This window comes from Rhodoligotrophos appendicifer (assembly GCF_007474605.1).
In the GTDB taxonomy this organism is placed as follows: Bacteria; Pseudomonadota; Alphaproteobacteria; order Rhizobiales; family Im1; genus Rhodoligotrophos; species Rhodoligotrophos appendicifer.
In genome coordinates, this window is sequence record NZ_VHKL01000018.1 from 30,123 (window position 1) to 47,107 (window position 16,985).

The following is a 16,985-nucleotide window of genomic DNA, read 5'->3' on the forward strand; positions in this document are numbered from 1 at the left end:
CCCGGGATCCCTGGCAGCATGGGGTCCCGGATCTGCGCTGCGCTGCGTCCGGGATGACGGGTGTGATGGGGCCTGAGTTCTTGGCGGTCCCGGACTGCGCTGCGCTTCGTCCGGGATGACAGGGTATGGAGGGGGGGGTCCCGTTCGAATCAGGTCTTTACGATGAGGGCGTCGACGGCCGTGGCTCCTTGCGGGCGGACCATCAGGGGGTTGACGTCGAGTTCCAGCAGGGTGTCGCGGTTGGCGGCGGCGTAGTCGGCAACCGCCATGATGGCGGCGACGGTGGCAGCGAGGTCGCCTTTTGGGCGGCCGCGAAATCCGTCCAGGAGTGTGAAGCTCTTCAGGCGGCGGACGGCTCGCTCGACGGCCTCAGGGGTGGTGGGAAGGAGCAGGCGTTCGGCGTCACGCATCAGCTCGACCAGGATCCCGCCCGCGCCGATCACCAGGACGAGGCCGAAGAGAGCATCGCGCTTCACGCCGACGATGAGCTCGGCGACCGCATCGGTGAGCATGGGCTCGAGGAGGAATTCATCCAAAGTGAGGCCGGGGCGGGCGGCCTCGACGCGCGACTTCATCGCCTGGGCCGCCTCGAGCACCGCTGCGGCATCGGACAGGTTTAAGGCGACGCCGCCGACTTCGGTCTTATGGGCGAGGTCGTCATGGAGGGCCTTCAGAACGAAGGGGCCCGCCATGGAGGCTGCGGCGGCGGCAAGGGTCGCAAGAGTGGCCGTGCGTCCCGGAGGGATGGGCAGGCCGAATTCGGCGAGCGCCCTTTTGCTGTCGCGCTCGTTGAGGGTGTGGCCGCCCGCCGGGTCGAGCGGCGCACAGGCAAAGGGGAGATCGATGCGGCGCCTGGTGCGGCTGCGCTCGGCGAATTCTGTCCAGGCGCCGAGGACGGGACCGGCGTCGTGGAGGCCCTGGAGCGGCAGGAGGCCTTCGGCAATGACCATGCGGCGCATGGGCTCGGGCATGGATTCGGGGTTCACCGAGGCCACGGCGCCGGGGATGCCGGTGACCCGCGCGGCGGTGCCGATGGAGCGGACCATGGCCTGGTGGGCCGGATCGACGGGGGCGCCCGGCTCGAGGCGGCCATGGTCGATGACCAGGACGGCCTGATCATAGTTTCGCGACATCATTTCGGTGAACATGGGGGTGAGCAGATTCTCCTGGCCCCAATAGCCGGCGGTGAAGTCGAGAGGGTTGGAGCAGTGGCCGTAATCCGGCAGGATCGCCTCGACGGCCTCAATTTGAGCCGCGTCGGGAGGCGGCAGCTCCAAACCAGCGGTCGTGAAGAAATCGGCCGACATGCCGTTGTCGCCGCCGGAGCTGGAGAAGACCGTCAGGCTGCGCCCCTTGGGCTTGGGCCAGAGGGAGGCGGTCTTCAGGAGCTCGAGAAACTGCGGCACCGAGGCGGTCTGCATGATGCCGAGGCGGTCGAAGAGGGCATCATAGAGCTCGTTCTGGCCGGCCAGGGAACTCGTGTGGCTCGCGGCCAGCTGGGCGCCGAGCTCGGAGGTGCCGACGCGCAAGGCGACGAGGGCCATGTCGCGCTCGGCTGCGCGGGCGCAGGCGGCAGAAAAGGCGGGCACGTCGCGAATGCCCTCGAGGAACAGGCCGATGGCGGTGACGTTGGGATCGTCGATGAGGAATTCGATATAGTCCTCGAAGCCGAGGACGGCCTGATTGCCGGCGCTGATCACATAGGACAGCGGAACCTGGCGCTGGTTCTGGGTGAAATGGATGCAGACATTGCCGCTCTGGCCGATGATGGCGGCACCGCGGGGGCCCGCCGTGTGGTCGTAAGGAGCCGACCACATGCTGGCGCCGGTCACGTAATTGACGACGCCGAAGCAGTTGGGGCCGACCAGGGCCATGTCGCCGGCCGCCTCGATCAGGGCCGCGTGGCGCGCCATCCCGACGCCGCCGATCTCGGAGAAACCCGAGGCATAGCAGACGGCCGCAGCCGCGCCCATGGCGCTCAGGTCGCGAATAGCGGCGATCGTGGCGTCGGCTGGAATGGTCAGGAAGGATGCGTCGGGGACGACGGGCAAATCCAGAATGGAGGGCGTGCAGCGGATGCCGCCGATCTCGGCTCGCTGGGGGTGGACGACGTAGATCTCGCCCTGATAGCCGGCGCGACGGGTGATGTTGATGATCTCGGCATTGCGGATGCCGCCGGCGAACATGAGATGGCGCGGCGCGAGAAGCCGCGCGATATTGGCTTGGCGCGCCAGAGCGCGGCCGGTCCTGGCCTCCATGGCCGTCACTCCCGTCACTTCTTCTTCGGTTTGAGGGCGTTCCAGTCGTCGTCGCTCATGAGCGCGCCGATGAAGTTGAACTGACCGGCACCAGCCAGCCATTCGCCGCCATCGAGGGTCACGCATTCGCCGTTCATATAGCCGTTCTCATCAGCGACCATGAAGGCGGCGAGATTGGCGAGCTCGGCATGGTCGCCGGCGCGCTGCAGCGGGTTCTGGTCGATGAAGGCCTGGGCGAGCTCCGGCTTGGGCACCAGCCGTTCCCAGGCGCCGGCAGTGGGGAAGGGGCCGGGGGCAATGGCGTTGAGGCGAATGCCGCGGCCGCCCCATTCGACGGCGAGCGAGCGGGTGAGGGCCAGAACGCCGGCCTTGGCCATGGCGGAGGGCACGACATAGGCGGAGCCGGTCCAGGCATAGGTGGTGATGATGGACAGGACATTGGCCTTATGGCCCGCCGCCAGCCAGCGCCTGCCGCAGCCGAGGGTGACGTAGGAAGTCCCATGCAGGACGATGTTCAAGACGGCATCGACGGCGCGGGGCGACAGGTCCTCGGACCGGGAGATGAAGTTGCCGGCGGCATTGTTGACGAGGATGTCGAGAGGGCCGTCGGCAAAGGCCCAGTCGAGGAGGGTGTCCACCTGGGCCGCGTCGCGGATGTCGCAGGGTTTGTAGAAGACTTTGCCGCCGGTCTCATCGGCCAGAGATTTGGCGGTCGCGGCCAGGACCTCCTCGCGCCGGCCGCAGATCATCAGCTCGGCCCCGAGGGAGAGCAGGCGGCGGCCGATGGACAGGCCGATGCCGGTGCCGCCACCGGTGACGAGCACGCGCTTGGATTTCAGGAGATCATTGCGAAACATTCAGCGTCCTATGGATTGGTCGGCACTGGCCGCAGCCGGCGCCATTTCGGACAAGACAGCGTCGAGATCGGCATAGGCGCCGGGATCCTCGCGGAAGGTTTGGAACAGCCATTGGCGCAGGACCAACTGGGCCTCGGCCATGGTGTAATCCTCCTCCATGATCCAGCCGAACCAGAGGCCGTCGGCCAGCTGGGTGAAGGCGATGGCGGCGTGACGCGGATCCAGCTCCAGACCGCGCTCGGCGGCGGCGGCGACCATCATCTTCTCGATCCAGCGCCGGTAGCGGCCGTACAATGTGCGGTGCACCTCGATCATGTCGGCATTCCAGCGCGCCACGCCCCAGAAGGCGAGCCAGACGGGCGCATTCTGGCGCTTGGCCGCCTCGTCGCTGAAGGTGATGGTGGCGACCGTCAGCAGGCGGCGGAACGGATCCTTGCCGACCTTGAGCAAGGCGTCGCGGACCTGCTCGTCGAGGCGCTTGGTGATGTGACGGAAGGCATGGAGGAAGAGATCATCCTTGCCGTTGAAATAATGGCCGATCAGGCCGCGGGACAGCCCCGCGGCGTCGCAGATGGTCTGCACCGTCGAATTGGCGTAGCCGAGCTGGGAGATCGAGCGGATGGTCCCCTGGATCAGATCCTGCCTGCGGGCTTCGATGGTGGGCGTGAGCTTGACCGGCCGGTTCATGTCAGGCCCTGAATTTCTTGAGGATGTCCTTGGCGATGAGGTCGCGATGGATCTCGGAGGTGCCCTCCCAGATCCGCTCGACGCGGGCATCGCGCCAGAAGCGCTGGATCGGGAAATCCTCCATGACGCCCATGCCGCCGAAGATCTGGACGGCCGAATCGGTGACGCGGCCGATCATCTCGGAGCCGAAGAGATTGACCATGGAGGCTTCGTGGCGGGTGAGGGTGCCCTCATCCATCTTCCAGGCGGCCTCCTGGACCATGAGCAGGGACATGCGAATGTCCATGGCCATGTCGGCGATCTTGAAGCCGGTGCCCTGGAACTCGCCGATGGTCTTGCCGAAGGCCTTGCGGTTGGCCGCCCAGTCGCAGGCCATGTCAAAGACGCGCTCGGCACGACCGGTGCAATGGGCGGCGAGCATGACGCGGCCGGAATAGAGCCAGTCATTGGCGAAGTCGAAGCCCTTGCCCTCCTCGCCCAGGATCTTGCCGTCGGGGACGCGGACATCCTCGAAATAGACCATGTTCGGGTTGTAGCCGCGGGTGCAGATCGACTTCATGGGGGTGACGGTGACGCCGGGAGTGTCCTTGTCGACCAGGAAGACGGTGAAGCGCTTGCGCTTGCCGCGGGGCGTGTCGTCCTCGCCGGTGATGGCGTTGAGGATGATAAAGTCGGCCATATCGGCATAGGAGATGAACTGCTTGACGCCGTTGATCACCCAGTCGCCGCCGTCGCGCCGGGCGGTGGTGCGGATGGCGCGGGCGTCGGAGCCGGCCTGGGGCTCGGTCAGGGCGAAGCAGTCGACCTTCTCGCCGCGGATCGAGGGCATGAGATAATCCTCGATCTGGTCGCCCTTGCAGCCGAGGAGGATCTTCGTGGGGCGCTTGACGAGCAGGCTGAGGCCGGTGGAGGGCTTGCCCATGACCCGCTCGACCTGGGCCAGGGTCTGGTAGTCGAGGCCGCCGCCGCCGAGCTCGGCGGGCATGTTCATGGCGATGAAGCCGGCTTCGCGCGCCTTGCGCTTGATCTCCTGGGCAATGTCGGGCGGCACCATACGGAGCTCCTCGACGATGTCCTCGTGCGGGTAGAGCTCGGTTTCGACGAAGGCGGTGAGGGCCTCGACGATGGCCTTCTGTTCGAAGGTGAGGGCGAAATCCACGGGCGGCTGGCTCCTAATGCGGCGTAGTGATCTTCAGGCCATGACGACCTGCAAATGTCGGCTTTCTGCGCTTCCGGTGCTCATGTACCGTTAGGTACTCTGCGCTCCGGTTCTCGAAATCCATCATTTTCGACTCGTCCTGACCTGAAGCTCAACACGCCGTAGAGCGGGGTGTGAGGTGCTCCTCACCCGTCCGCTGCGCGGCCGACCCCTCCCGCAAGGAGAGAGTTGAAGGAGTGCTAAGTCTCGGGGGGTGCGCATCGTTTACCTGCCCACGAAGACGGGAGAGCGGCGCTCGTTGGCGGCGGCCAGGCCCTCCTTGTGGTCTTCGGTCTTGGCGCAGACGCGGCCGAGCTCGAGCTCCAGGCGCTGCTGATCGCTCAGGCTGCGGGCGTGGGAGGTGTCGATCAGATGCTTGGCCAAGCCCTGGGCGACGGTTGGGCCCGAGGCCAGCTTCTCGGCAAGCTTCATGGTCTCAGCCTCGAGCTCGGCGGGCTCGACCACCATGGTCACGAGGCCGACCTCCTTGGCCTTCACACCGTCATAGAGATCTCCGGTATAGGCGAACATCTTGGCATTCTCGATGCCCATCACCCGGGGCATCAGCCAGGAGCCGCCGGCATCGGGCGGATAGCCGATCTTGGTGTAGGCGCAGATGAACTTGGATTTCGTCGAGGCCACGCGGAAGTCGCAGGCCAGCGCCATGTCGAGACCGGCACCGACGGCGGCCCCGTCGATCATGGCGATGGTGGGCTTGCGCAGGGCATAGACGTCATGGACCAGCATGCAGGCTTCCTCGACCCAGTTATTGTCCGGGTGCGGGTCGATGCCCTTGATCTTGTCGGCCCATTCCTTCACGTCGGCGCCGGCGGAGAAGGCACCGCCGCGACCGGTGAAGACGATGGCGCGCAGGTGCTCGGCGGCGGCTGCCTCCTTCACCGCCTTGCGCATCTGGAGCAGCACGGCGGTGTTGATGGCGTTGCGCACATCGGGGCGGTTCACGGCGATGATGCGGACGGCACCGCGGTCTTCGACTTCGACAAAATCAGACATGGACGACAGCTCCTGGGCCGCGATGGTCACGGCGTCTTCTTGCGATTGGCGAGGTAGTGGAGGATCAGCGGCGGCACGGTGGTGAGGATCAATAACAGCGTCGAAATCGCCGCGATGGTCGGATCCACTTCGTCGCGGAGGGAGGAGAACATGCGCTTGGTCAGGGTCGCACCCTCTCCTCCGGAGATGAGCATGGCGATGATGACCTCGTCGAAGGCGACGATGAAGGCGAGGAGTGCGCCGGAAATCACGGAATAGCGGATCTGGGGCAGGGTGACCGTGAGGAAGGCCCAGAGGCGGTGCGCCCCGAGGCTGCGGGCGACCATCTCCTGGTTCATGTCATAGGTCTTCAAGCCGGCGGAGACGGTGACCAGGACGAAGGGGACGGCGATCATGGTGTCGGCGAGAACCAAGCCAAGGGTCGTGTTGACCATCCCAAGCTGCGCATAGACGAAATAGAGGCCGATCGAGATCAGGATCACGGGGACCATCAAGGGTGAGATGAGGGCGCCGTAGATCGTGCCGTTGAGGCGGAAGCGACCGACATGGAGGCCATAGGCTGCGGCCACGCCGATGGGGGTGGCGCAGAGCATGGTCAGGAACGAGACCCGCAGCGAGACGAAGGTCGCATCCTGCCACTGGGGACGGGTGAAGAAGTTCTCATACCATTGCAGCGACCAGCCAGGCGGCGGGAAGATCAGCGAGCGCGACGACGAGAAGGACATGGGCACGACGATGAAGGTCGGCGCGATGAGAAAGAGCAGCGTCAGGGCGGTCAGGCCGTAGAGCCAGAAGCGGTGACTATGGGGGACATGCTGTTCCATGGCGCTCAGCCCAGCTTCGCGTTGAGGCGCGACAGTGCCCAGCGGCTCAGCAGCAGGAAGACGCTGGTGAGGACAAGGAGCACGACGCCCAGGGCCGCGGCCGGACCCCAGGTGGGATAGAGAGAAACCGAGGCCTCGACGCGCTGGGCGATCATCTGGACCTTGCCGCCGCCGAGCACCGCGGGAGTGATGTAGAAGCCCAGGCAGAGGACGAAGGTGAGGATCAGCCCCGCCACCAGACCCGGCATGGAGAGGGGGAAGAAGATCTGCCAGAAGGCCCGCGTGGGAGAGGCGCCGAGATTGGCAGCGGCGCGCAGGTAGCCCGTGTCGATGGAACGCATGGAGGCGTAAAGCGGCAGCACCAAAAAGGGCAGCATGACATGGACCATGCCGATGATGACGCCGGTCATGTTGTTGACCAGGGGCAAGGGCGCGGTGATGGCGCCGATATCCATGAGGAAGCTGTTGACGATGCCCCGGCGCTGGAGCAGCACCAGCCAAGCATAGGTGCGCACCAGGAGCGAGGTCCAGAAGGGGACGAGCACTCCGAGCATGAGGATGCCGGCCCATTTCTGAGGGATCTGGCTCAAGCAATAGGCGAGAGGATAGCCGATCGCCACGCAGATCAGGGTGACCAGGGCGCTGATCTTGAAGGTGACGATGAAGATGTTGACGTAAGCCCCTTCCGTCCAGATGCGCGTGTAGTTCTCCGTCGTCAGGGCGCCGTCGCCGTCGATGGCCGACAAAGTGAACAGCCAGCCGACGGGGATCAGGAGCAGCAGAAGCACCAGGAGGAGGCCGGGCGAACAGAGGGCGAAGAGGCCGCGGCGTTCGGCGCGCTGGTCGGCGGCGAGGCCTTGGGCGTTCACATCATCGCGGAAGTGGAGGGCTGTGGCGGTCATGGGTCCGGCTCAGCTGTCGGGAACCAGGCGCGTGTCCTGGGCATGCATGGCGATGGCGACCCGGCTGCCGATCTCGGGCATGCCATGGCTGCCCAGTTGCCGGTTGGGGATGCGGGCGAACACGTCGTGGTCGCCTGGAAGGCGGACGGTGGCGAGGATGCTCTCGCCCTGGAAGACGGCGTCCACGAGGGTGCCCTCGAAACGGTTCATTTCCGGCCGGTCGACGCCATTGGCGAATTCCAGCTTTTCGGGGCGCATGAGCAGTCGGAGATTGCGGGCGGTGGCGGAGGGCGGTGCGGCGAGCTTGAGGCCGCGACCGGCAAAGCTCGCATTGCCGCCCTGCAGCTCAACCGGCAGGAAGCTCGATTCGCCAATGAATTCAGCGACAAAGCGATTCCTCGGGTTCTCGTAGATGTCGCGGGGAGTGTCGTATTGCATCAGCCGGCCATCCTGGAGAACGGCCACGCGATCGGACATGGTCAGGGCTTCGCGCTGGTCGTGGGTGACGGCGATGGTGGTCATGCCGAGCTGGTTGTGAAGCTTGCGGATCTCGATCTGCATATGCTCGCGCAACTGCTTGTCGAGGGCGGACAAGGGCTCGTCCATGAGCAGGATGCGCGGCTCGAAGACGATGGCGCGGGCCAGAGCGATGCGCTGGCGCTGGCCGCCGGAGAGCTGGTCGACACGACGGGACTCGTAGCCGGAAAGCTGGACAAGCCCAAGGGCCTGGCCGACGCGGGCGGAGGCTTCCGCCTTGGAGACGCCGCGCAAACGCAGAGGATAGGCGACATTGTCGCCGACGCTCATATGCGGGAACAAAGCGTAGTTCTGGAACACCATGCCGATATTGCGCTTGTGCGGCGGCAGGCGGACGATCTCCTGGCCGTCAATGGCAATGGAGCCGGCATCCGGGCTGGTGAAGCCGGCAATGGCCATGAGCAGGGTGGTCTTGCCCGACCCGGAGGGGCCGAGCAGGGTAACGAATTCCCCCGGCTTCACGGAGAGGGTCACCTGGTCCAGTGCCGTCACCGAGCCGTAATGCTTCGACAGGTTGGAAATGGCGACGGGCAAGGCTTTCAGGGACGAGGCGGTCATGAGTGTCGGGCCCGCGGCCGTCCGCTCCGGCACCTTTGAGACGGTCCTCCAGGCCTCCTCAGGAGAGGGAGGGAGATGTCATGCGGGGGATCGAGATGGCAGGATTGAAGCATGGCTTGGTTCTCTGTCCCTGAAGGTCCCGGATCTGCGCAGCAGCACTCGGTGCTGCAGCGCTCCTAAGATGACGGAAGGGGGCATCGCCGCTCTCGCGACCCGCACCCGGGATGAGAATTGGCCTCGTCATCCCGGCGCGCGCGCGGCGTGCGGTGCTAGTTGCCCTTCTGCAGGAAGGCGTCCCATTTTTCCTGGGACTTCTGGCCGTTCTCGGCCCAATAGGCCTTGTTCTGGACCACCTGCTTGGACAGGTTCTCCGGCGAGGTGTTCGCCTTGGCCGCCGTCTCGGGCGAGATCTTGCCGGTGTCGTAGGCCTTCTGGTTCATTGGGCCGTAGGAGACGTATTTCGGCAATTCGGCCTGAAGCTCGGGGGAGATGAAGGAGTTGATGACCTTCATGGCCAGCTCCTTGTTCTTGGCCCCCTTCGGCACGACAAGGCATTCGACGTCCATGATCGCCTGGTCATAGGTGAAGGCGTAAGGCGCGCCGTCCTTGATGGCGGCCTCGATGCGGGCGACCCAGATCGAGAGCATGTCCGCTTCGCCCGAGGTCGCCAGCTGGGCCGATTGGGCACCGGAGCTCCACCAGGCCACGATATGGGGCTTGATTTCCTCGAGCTTCTTGATGGCCCGTTCCTGGTCGATCGGATAGAGCTGGTCCTTCGCCACGCCATCGGCCATCAGCGCCATCTCGGCCGTGGTCGACAGGCCGTAGCCGCCGAGGGCGCGCGTGCCGGGGAACTTCTCGGTGTCCCAGAAATCCTTCCAGTTCTTCGGCGGATTATCCTTGTAGACCTCCGTGTTGTAGGCGAGGACCGAGGAATAGGCGGTGAAGCCCACCCAATAGGGCTGAACCACGTCCTTGGGGATGCCGTCGGCGTTGATCACCTTGTAATCGAGGGGCTCGAGCAGGCCCTCATTGGCCGCCTGCTGGCACTGGCCGGAATAGAGTTCGACCACGTCCCACTCGATGTTGCCGGCCTTCACCTGGGTGCGGATATCGGCGATGGATGAGAGGGTATAATCCTTGATGGTGATGCCGAGAGCCTTGGCCGTGGGATCGTAGAATGCCTTGCGGAGCGCGTCCTGATAGGCGCCGCCGTAAGAGGCGACATTGACGGTCTCCTCGGCAAGGGCATGACCGGCGGCAAGGGACGCGCAGAGCAGCGGCAAGGCCGCGGCGGCGGCCTTCGCGAGTTTCCTCATAGAGTGTTTCCTCCACACAATGGGATCGGGTCTTCTTGTCCGGCTGACCGGTGAGACTTCGACCTTCGGCTATAGTGAGAATTTTTTGTTGGACGTACAAGACATTTTTTCGGGGTGTGGATGACGGGGGCTGGCGGCCGTTTGGGCTCGTCGGGATGGGGTTCTCTTCTGGCTGTTATCCGGGGCGGCGCGAGGTCCCGAGCCGCATGGGGTCCCGGCTCTGCGCAGCATCACTTCGTGCTGCGGCGCGTCCGGGATGACGGGTGTAGGGGCCGCTCGTTTTTGGGTGTCATCCCGGGCCGCAGGGGATCGCGGGCGTCCTTCGAGACGCGCCCTTCCGGGCGCTCCTCAGGATGAGGCCTTCGAGACGGCCCTTCGGCCTCCTCAGGATGAGGGATTCTTGCTCCTGGCGGTCCCGGATCTGCGCGGCACCGCTTCGTGCTGCGGCGCGTCCGGGATGACGGGTGTGGGGAGCGGCCTAGGTGAAGTTCTTGGCCTGCAGGCGCAGGACGGTGGGACCGGGGTGATCCAGGGCCTTGGCCATTGCCGGGGCGATCTCGGCGGGGCCCTCGACCTCGACGGCGCGGGCACCGAAGCCGCGGGCGACGGCGATGTAGTCGGGATTGCGCGGGGAGACGCCGATCTGAGGCATCTGCAGGCGGATCATGCCATCGCGGATCTGACCGAGGCCGTCATTGTCCCAGAGGATAATGGGCAAAGGCATTTCCAACTCCACCGCCGTGCCGAGATCCGTCAGGGTGAAGAGCAGGCCGCCATCGCCGACCATGGCCGCGACGGGGCGCTCGGGCGCGCCGAGCTTGGCGCCGATGGCGGCCGGCAGCCCGTAGCCCAGAGTGCCGAAGCCGCAAGGATGGAGATAGCTGCGGGGCTGATCCACGGGGAAGTGGCTGTTTGCGGCATAGGCCAGCTGGGTCATGTCGGTGGCCAGGACGGTGTCCGCGGGCAGGGCGGCGCGGAGGGCGTTCAAGGCGACCATGTATTCGGGGCGCTCGGCGGCGCGCTCCTCGTCGAGTGCCTTGCGGATCGCAGCCACCTTGGCGCGGGCCCGGCCATCCCAGGGCTCGGTGCGGCCTCGGCCCAGGGCTGCCAGAAGATCCCGGGCAAAGGCACCCGCCTCGCCCAGCAGAGGCAGTTCGGCGGGATAGAGATCACTCAGCTTGCGGATGTCGAGATCGACCCGGATGAGCTTGCCGGGCATCTGCAGGCGGTCGACCCAATGGTCGGTCTCGGCCAGCTCGGTGCCCAGCGCCAGGATCACATCGGCCTCGGCCAGGAGCTTCTGGGTCTGGGGCGAGGGCAGGGTCGCGCCCAGCGACAGGGGGTGCCGGTCGGCGATGATGCCCTTGCCGGCGATGGTGGTGATGACGGGGGCGGACAGGGCCTCGGCCATCGCTGCCAGGGAAGGGTGGGCCGAGATGGCGCCGCCGCCGACGAGGATCAAGGGGCGTTCGGCCTCGGACAGCAGGCGCGCGGCGCGCTCGACGTCGGCGGCCTGCACATGAGGGGGGCCGACGAAGGGCGGGATCGCCGCGGCCTCGCTCAGGCCGGAGTCGGCGCCGAGAATGTCGATGGGCAATTCGAGATGGGCGGGGCGGGGACGGGCGGCGGAAAAGAGGTTGAAGGCCTCATGGACATAGGCCGTGACCTGGTCGCGATCAAAGGCGGTGCGGGAGAGGCCGACCAAGGGCCGGGCGGTTGCAGCCTGGTCGGTGATCTCGTGCAGCGAGCCCCAGCCGCGGCCAAGCTCGCGGGTGGCGTTCACGCTGGACAGGACGAGCATGGGAATGCTGTCGGAGAAGGCCTGGCCAATGGGGGTGAGCGCATTGGTGAGGCCCGGGCCGGTGATCAGTGTGCAGACGCCCGGCTTGCCGGTGACGCGGGCATAGCCGTCAGCCATGAAACCCGCGCCCTGCTCGTGGCGGACGAGGATGTGGCGCATGTTCTCCGAAGCGATGCCCCGATAGAGCTCGAGAGTGTGCACACCGGGAATGCCGAAGACGGTATCCACGCCATAGGCCTTGAGCAGGCGCATGAGATACTGGCCGATGGTGAGGGTCGACATGGGAGGATCCTTGAAGGGTGTTGAGGCAGACGGGCGACGGAGGCGCTGGACGCGAGGAGGCGCCGCTATTCGCCGCGCCAGACGGGGGCGCGCTTTTCGAGATAGGCGCGGGGGCCTTCCTTCGCATCGCCGCTTTTGAGCATGCGTCGGTACATGGCCAGATGGTCCGGCGTCTTGCGGATGATGTCCATGGCCTCGGGCAGGGGCATCTGCTCGATGGCGAGCATCACTTCCTTCAAGGCCTGAAGCGCCAAAGGTGCGCCTTGGGAAATCGTCCCGGCAAGGTCGCGGGCGGCGTCGAGGAGCTCATCGCGCGGGTGGACGGAATGGACCAGGCCCCAATGCAGGGCCTCGGCCGCATCCATGCGGCGACCGGTGAGCATCATGCCCATGGCGACGTTATAGGGAATGCGACGCGGCAGACGCTGGAGGCCGCCAGCGTCAGGAAGGATCCCCCGATCCATCTCCGGCAGCTGGAAGAAGGCGTCCTCGGCCATGAGGATCATGTCGCAGGCGAGCGCGATCTCGAAACCGCCGCCGATGGCCGGGGCCTGAACCGCCGCGATCAGAGGTTTATAGAGATCATGAAAAGCCGTTATTCCGCCGAAGCTTGCACCGCTTTCCTCACCTCCCGGCTGATTTTCCAGGGCGGCATTGCCGGCATCGGCATCGGCGACGGCTTCATTGAAATCCCAGCCGGCTGAGAAGGCGCGCGTCCCCGCTCCCGTAATGAGGCCGGCCTGCAGTTCGGGATCCTCATGCAGTAGACGGGCGGCCGCGTAGAGCTCGCGGCTGAGGCGGCGGCTGACGGCATTCACTTTCGGATGGTCTAGCGTCATCTCCAGTACGCGCGACCGCCGTTCGACCCGCACGATCGGGTCCATGTTGCTCTCCGACAGGACGTTCTCCCCTAGGTTTTGGACAGTCATCCAATTGCCCGAGATGATAGGGGGAGGGCGTGGCGAAGGCAAGTTGCCTTGCGCAAAGGACGCGGGTGCGGACGATCATAAGCCGTGCCGCACCCACAAAACCCGGAAGGTCTCAGCCCGTCAGAATTACTGGACCTTCGTGCTGCTGGTCATTCCGCCGCCGGAGCTCGCACCGGTGCTCGGAACGCAGTTTGCCTGAGACATGTCGCAGCTCGTCGCGTCGCCCGAGGCCTTCATCTGCACTTCATTGGGATCGGTGCCGGTCGTCACGGCAGTGCTGGCGTTGGTCTGGGTCGTGCCCGTGCCGCCAGGATCAGCCGCAGAGCTCGGCGGCGTACCGGAAGCCGTGTCGCCAGTCGACCCGGCAAAGCCCGCCGAGGCGCTCATCATCAGAGCTGCAGCCACGGCTGCACTGCGCAATAAATTCTTGCTCATGATCATTCTCCATTCATGTATGAAAGGCTAAAGCACGAGCCGGGTTCGAGTTCCCAACGTTCCCCCTCACAGACGCGTTACAGAGCCTGCAGTGTACGGGCTGTCTGTCTGCCACTGTGGCACGAATTTGGCAACGAAGGAGCGGCTCGGACGTTGTCTCGGGAATATGAGGACCATGGCATCCCCCGGGGGTGACACAAACAAAGAGGGTTTCATGTATAAGTTCGCCGCCATCGCGCTCCTCGGCGTGATGACCAGCCTATCGCCCGCCAGCGCCGCCGAGCGGCTGACGGCAAAGCAGATCCGGGCTCTGTTTCCAGGCTCCTTCACCGGGATCTGGCAGAATACCAATCGCGTGTCGATCAAGGCGGAGCGGGACGGTACTCTGGCGGGAGTGGCCGGCGGAATGACCGATAGCGGGGTCTGGCAAGTCAGTGGCCGGCGGCTCTGCGTCACCTTCAAATCATGGACACAGAATAAGCAGCGTTGCGGCGAAGTGTTTCGCGACGGGGCCCAATATATCGGCTTCATCGAGGATGGTAAGCCGCAGCTCCAATTCCAGAGAAATTAACGCGGGATTTCAGCCGTAGGTCTCGTAGCGGCGGCGTGCAGCCTCGATCTCTTCCGTCTTGAGAATGCGAGGCTCGCCTGCCGAGCAAGCGAGCAGATATTGGCGGGCCAGGGCTTCGAGCTTCTGGGCGCGGACCAGCGCATCGCGCAAATCGGTGCCGTGGCAGATCATGCCATGATTGGCGAGGAGACAGGCGGTGCGATCGCGCAATGCCTCAACGGCCAGGCGGCCGAGTTCCGGCGTGCCAAAGGTGGTATAGGGAGCACAGCGGACGTCTTCACCGCCGAAGCCCAGAACCATGTAGTGAAAGGCAGGCAACGACCTGCCGAGACAGGCCAGGGCGGTGCAGGCATCGGAATGGGCATGAACGATGGCACGCGCCTCGGGATAGGCCGCATAGATGTCGCCATGCATGAAGGCTTCACTTGACGGCTTCAGATTGTTCCGGGATGCACCGCTGGCATCGACATGGCAGATGTCGGTCTCGGTGACCTCGTCGACGGCGACACCGGAGCGGGTGATGAGCATGCCGTCAGCCAGGCGGCAGCTGACATTCCCGCTGGCCGCGAAAGAAAGCCCGGCCACGCCGAGGGCACGGTAAGTTTCGGCTACGGCGCGGGCGGATTCAGGCATGGCGCTGTGGTCTCCTCAGACGTGCTGGCCGCCATTGATGTGGAGTTCAGCCCCGTTCACGTAGCTCGAGGCGTCGGTGCACAGAAAATAAATTGCCTTGGCGACCTCCTCGGGCTGGCCGAGGCGACGCATGGGTATATCGACGATCAGCTTTTCCGTGCCGGGCGAGAGGATGGAGGTCTCGATCTCCCCGGGTGAGATTGCGTTGACGCGCACGCCCAAGGGACCAAAATCATGGGCCATTTCCCGGGTGAGGGCGAAGAGAGCCGCCTTCGAGGTCGAATAGGCCGCCCCGGCGAAGGGATGGACCTTGCCGCCGGCAATCGAGGTAACGTTCACCACCGAGCCCTTGGCCGCCTTCAACTCTTCGAGAAGGCCCCGCCCCAGCATGATCGGGGCGAAGAGATTAATCTGGAAGACGGTCGTCCAGTCCTCGACATCCATGTCCATGGCGGCCAGGCGAGAGCCGCCGGGTCCCTTGGGGGAAATCGCGGCATTGTTCACGAGGGCATTCAGCCGGCTGCCATTGGCCTGGAGTCGCTCGCGCATCTCATGGATCGCGCGCTTGACATCACCGGGATTGGCCAGATCCAGCTGGATGTGGTCCTCGGGGCCGGCATCCCAGGGACAGTTTTCCGGAAAGCCATGACGAGAGCAGGTGATGACACGCCAGCCCGCGCTGGAGAAGCGCTTCACGGTGGCGTGCCCGATGCCCCGGCTGGCGCCGGTCAGGATGAGCGTCTTGCGCTCGTTGTCAGTGTTCTCGATCATGGGTAAAGCCGGCTCTTGGTCCAGGGGCCATCGAGGCTTTCGCGCTCGAAGCGGATGCGCTCATGCAGGCGGAAGGGGCGATCCTGCCAGAACTCGAAGGATATGGGCATGATGCGATAGCCGGACCAGTAGGGGGGACGCGGAACATCGCCCAAAGCATAGCGCGCGGCATATTTGGCGACGGCCTTCTCCAAGGCGAAGCGGCTCTCCAGCGGGCGCGACTGCTGGGACGCCCAGGCGCCGATGCGACTGTCGCGAGGCCGGCTGGCGTAATAGGCATCGGCCTCGGCGTCGGTGACGCGACCGACGCTGCCGCGAATGCGGATCTGCCGGCGCAGGGACTTCCAGTGAAAGCAAAGAGCCGCCTTGCCGCTGGCCTCGAGCTCGCGTCCCTTCTGGCTCTCGGTGTTGGTGTAGAACACGAAACCCTTCTCATCCACGCCCTTCAGGAGAACGACGCGGACATGAGGCATGCCGGAGGCGTCAACGGTTGCCAGACTCATGGCATTGGGATCGTTGGGCTCTGAGGCGGTGGCCTCCTGCATCCAGGCGTCGAACAGCGCGAAGGGTTCGTCGCGCTCGGTGAAATCCGCAGACGAGCCGGATTGAATGGCATCCATCGACATCACAGTTTCTTTCGTCCTGAGCGCGGCGGGACCCCGTGCCCTTTAGCCTCGGCTGCAGCCATAGTCTTGGCGCATTTCCATCGGAACACGGTGGCAGAAGCGTGCCGCAGCCATGAGGAGGATGGGGCATTTCATTAAACGAGGGGACTAGCATGATCAAGCAGACCATAGCGGCCGGCGCCATCGCCGCTTCGCTGGCGCTCGCCGGCTGCGCGGGGCCCAACCCCTATCAACCCGCGGCCTGGGGCGGCAACCAGGCCGGTGGAACCGTGGTCGGGGGCGTCGCAGGCGGACTGCTCGGCGCCGCCGTGGGCGGCACAGGGGCGACGGTGGTCGGGGCCACGCTGGGCGCGGTGCTGGGGAACCAGATCGGCTATTCCATGGATGCACAGGCGCAACAGAGGGCCTATTACGCCGCCGAATCAGCCTTCGATTCTGGGCAACCGGTGCAGTGGCGGGACCCGCGCGGCACCTATTACGGCGAGGTGGTGCCGTATGACCCCTATTATCGCGGACCGGAGATGTGCCGGGATTTCCTGCATACGATGTTCGTGAACGGACGGCGGGAAGTGGTGCGGGGCACGGCGTGCGAGATGGCGGACGGCTCCTGGCGGGTCGTGGGCTAGGGGACTTTCGGGACGGCGCTTCCGGCTTGAGGATGAGGGACCCCGCGCGTGGGTCTTCCCCTGCCGCCCCCGTCACCCATCCGCGTGCCACGGCCGACCTCTCCCGCGAGGGGAGAGGAGCAAGACGGCTGCTCAGGATGACGGTAGGTGCTCGGCT

The 16,985-nt window shown here is 65.3% G+C and carries 17 protein-coding genes; 2 read left to right on the forward strand and 15 right to left on the reverse strand.

The features are described 5' to 3' along the window. Nucleotides 1-149: 149 nt before the first annotated feature. The 12 genes from FKM97_RS25085 to FKM97_RS25140 form a co-directional block, all read right to left on the reverse strand. Nucleotides 150-2,258, reverse strand: a complete 2,109-nt coding sequence (locus FKM97_RS25085) for an acetate--CoA ligase family protein (protein WP_144295203.1) — start codon at nucleotides 2,256-2,258, stop codon at nucleotides 150-152. A gap of 14 nt (nucleotides 2,259-2,272) precedes the next feature. Next, the gene (locus FKM97_RS25090) at nucleotides 2,273-3,115 is read right to left on the reverse strand and encodes an SDR family oxidoreductase (protein ID WP_144295204.1); all 843 of its coding nucleotides are present in this window, start codon (nucleotides 3,113-3,115) and stop codon (nucleotides 2,273-2,275) included. Continuing rightward, nucleotides 3,116-3,802, reverse strand: coding sequence for a TetR family transcriptional regulator C-terminal domain-containing protein (locus FKM97_RS25095; RefSeq protein ID WP_170241137.1), 687 nt, complete (start codon nucleotides 3,800-3,802; stop codon nucleotides 3,116-3,118). A gap of 1 nt (nucleotide 3,803) precedes the next feature. Next, a complete protein-coding gene (locus FKM97_RS25100) occupies nucleotides 3,804-4,961 on the reverse strand; it encodes an acyl-CoA dehydrogenase family protein (RefSeq protein ID WP_144295206.1) in 1,158 nt (385 codons plus the stop codon). A gap of 264 nt (nucleotides 4,962-5,225) precedes the next feature. Then, a complete protein-coding gene (locus FKM97_RS25105) occupies nucleotides 5,226-6,014 on the reverse strand; it encodes an enoyl-CoA hydratase/isomerase family protein (protein ID WP_144295207.1) in 789 nt (262 codons plus the stop codon). A 26-nt stretch (nucleotides 6,015-6,040) separates the two neighbouring features. Further along, on the reverse strand, nucleotides 6,041-6,838 hold the full coding sequence (locus FKM97_RS25110) for an ABC transporter permease (protein ID WP_144295208.1): 798 nt from the start codon (nucleotides 6,836-6,838) through the stop codon (nucleotides 6,041-6,043). A gap of 5 nt (nucleotides 6,839-6,843) precedes the next feature. Next, nucleotides 6,844-7,740: an ABC transporter permease gene (locus FKM97_RS25115; protein ID WP_144295209.1), complete on the reverse strand. Its 897-nt coding sequence runs from the start codon at nucleotides 7,738-7,740 to the stop codon at nucleotides 6,844-6,846. 9 nt (nucleotides 7,741-7,749) lie between these two features. Beyond that, nucleotides 7,750-8,835 (reverse strand): ABC transporter ATP-binding protein, encoded by a 1,086-nt coding sequence (locus FKM97_RS25120; RefSeq protein ID WP_144295236.1) that lies wholly within the window; start codon nucleotides 8,833-8,835, stop codon nucleotides 7,750-7,752. Nucleotides 8,836-9,104: 269 nt separating this feature from the next. Continuing rightward, entirely contained in the window at nucleotides 9,105-10,154 is a 1,050-nt protein-coding gene (locus tag FKM97_RS25125; protein ID WP_144295210.1) for an ABC transporter substrate-binding protein, read from the reverse strand. Nucleotides 10,155-10,632: 478 nt separating this feature from the next. Further along, the gene (locus tag FKM97_RS25130; RefSeq protein WP_144295211.1) at nucleotides 10,633-12,237 is read right to left on the reverse strand and encodes a 5-guanidino-2-oxopentanoate decarboxylase; all 1,605 of its coding nucleotides are present in this window, start codon (nucleotides 12,235-12,237) and stop codon (nucleotides 10,633-10,635) included. Between the two features lie 65 nt (nucleotides 12,238-12,302). After that, complete coding sequence (locus tag FKM97_RS25135) at nucleotides 12,303-13,121, reverse strand: enoyl-CoA hydratase-related protein (RefSeq protein WP_144295212.1); 819 nt, start codon at nucleotides 13,119-13,121, stop codon at nucleotides 12,303-12,305. Between the two features lie 171 nt (nucleotides 13,122-13,292). Then, entirely contained in the window at nucleotides 13,293-13,601 is a 309-nt protein-coding gene (locus FKM97_RS25140) for a hypothetical protein (RefSeq protein ID WP_144295213.1), read from the reverse strand. Between the two features lie 214 nt (nucleotides 13,602-13,815). Here FKM97_RS25140 and FKM97_RS25145 point away from each other — a divergent pair, with 214 nt between their 5' ends. Further along, on the forward strand, nucleotides 13,816-14,172 hold the full coding sequence (locus FKM97_RS25145; protein ID WP_144295214.1) for a hypothetical protein: 357 nt from the start codon (nucleotides 13,816-13,818) through the stop codon (nucleotides 14,170-14,172). Nucleotides 14,173-14,181: 9 nt separating this feature from the next. Here the strand turns inward: FKM97_RS25145 and FKM97_RS25150 are convergent, their stop codons facing one another. Genes FKM97_RS25150 through pdxH form a run of 3 tightly spaced genes read right to left on the reverse strand, consistent with a single transcriptional unit; the run spans nucleotide 14,182 to nucleotide 16,196 of the window. After that, nucleotides 14,182-14,805, reverse strand: a complete 624-nt coding sequence (locus FKM97_RS25150) for a class II aldolase/adducin family protein (RefSeq protein ID WP_144295215.1) — start codon at nucleotides 14,803-14,805, stop codon at nucleotides 14,182-14,184. Between the two features lie 15 nt (nucleotides 14,806-14,820). After that, complete coding sequence (locus tag FKM97_RS25155; RefSeq protein ID WP_144295216.1) at nucleotides 14,821-15,576, reverse strand: SDR family NAD(P)-dependent oxidoreductase; 756 nt, start codon at nucleotides 15,574-15,576, stop codon at nucleotides 14,821-14,823. Next, the gene (gene pdxH / locus FKM97_RS25160; RefSeq protein WP_205015304.1) at nucleotides 15,573-16,196 is read right to left on the reverse strand and encodes a pyridoxamine 5'-phosphate oxidase; all 624 of its coding nucleotides are present in this window, start codon (nucleotides 16,194-16,196) and stop codon (nucleotides 15,573-15,575) included. The genes FKM97_RS25155 and pdxH overlap by 4 nt, the downstream gene beginning before the upstream one ends. Nucleotides 16,197-16,354: 158 nt before the next feature. On the opposite strand from pdxH, the gene FKM97_RS25165 reads away from it, so the two are divergent. Continuing rightward, a complete protein-coding gene (locus FKM97_RS25165; RefSeq protein ID WP_144295218.1) occupies nucleotides 16,355-16,828 on the forward strand; it encodes a glycine zipper domain-containing protein in 474 nt (157 codons plus the stop codon). The last annotated feature ends 157 nt before the right edge of the window (nucleotides 16,829-16,985 follow it).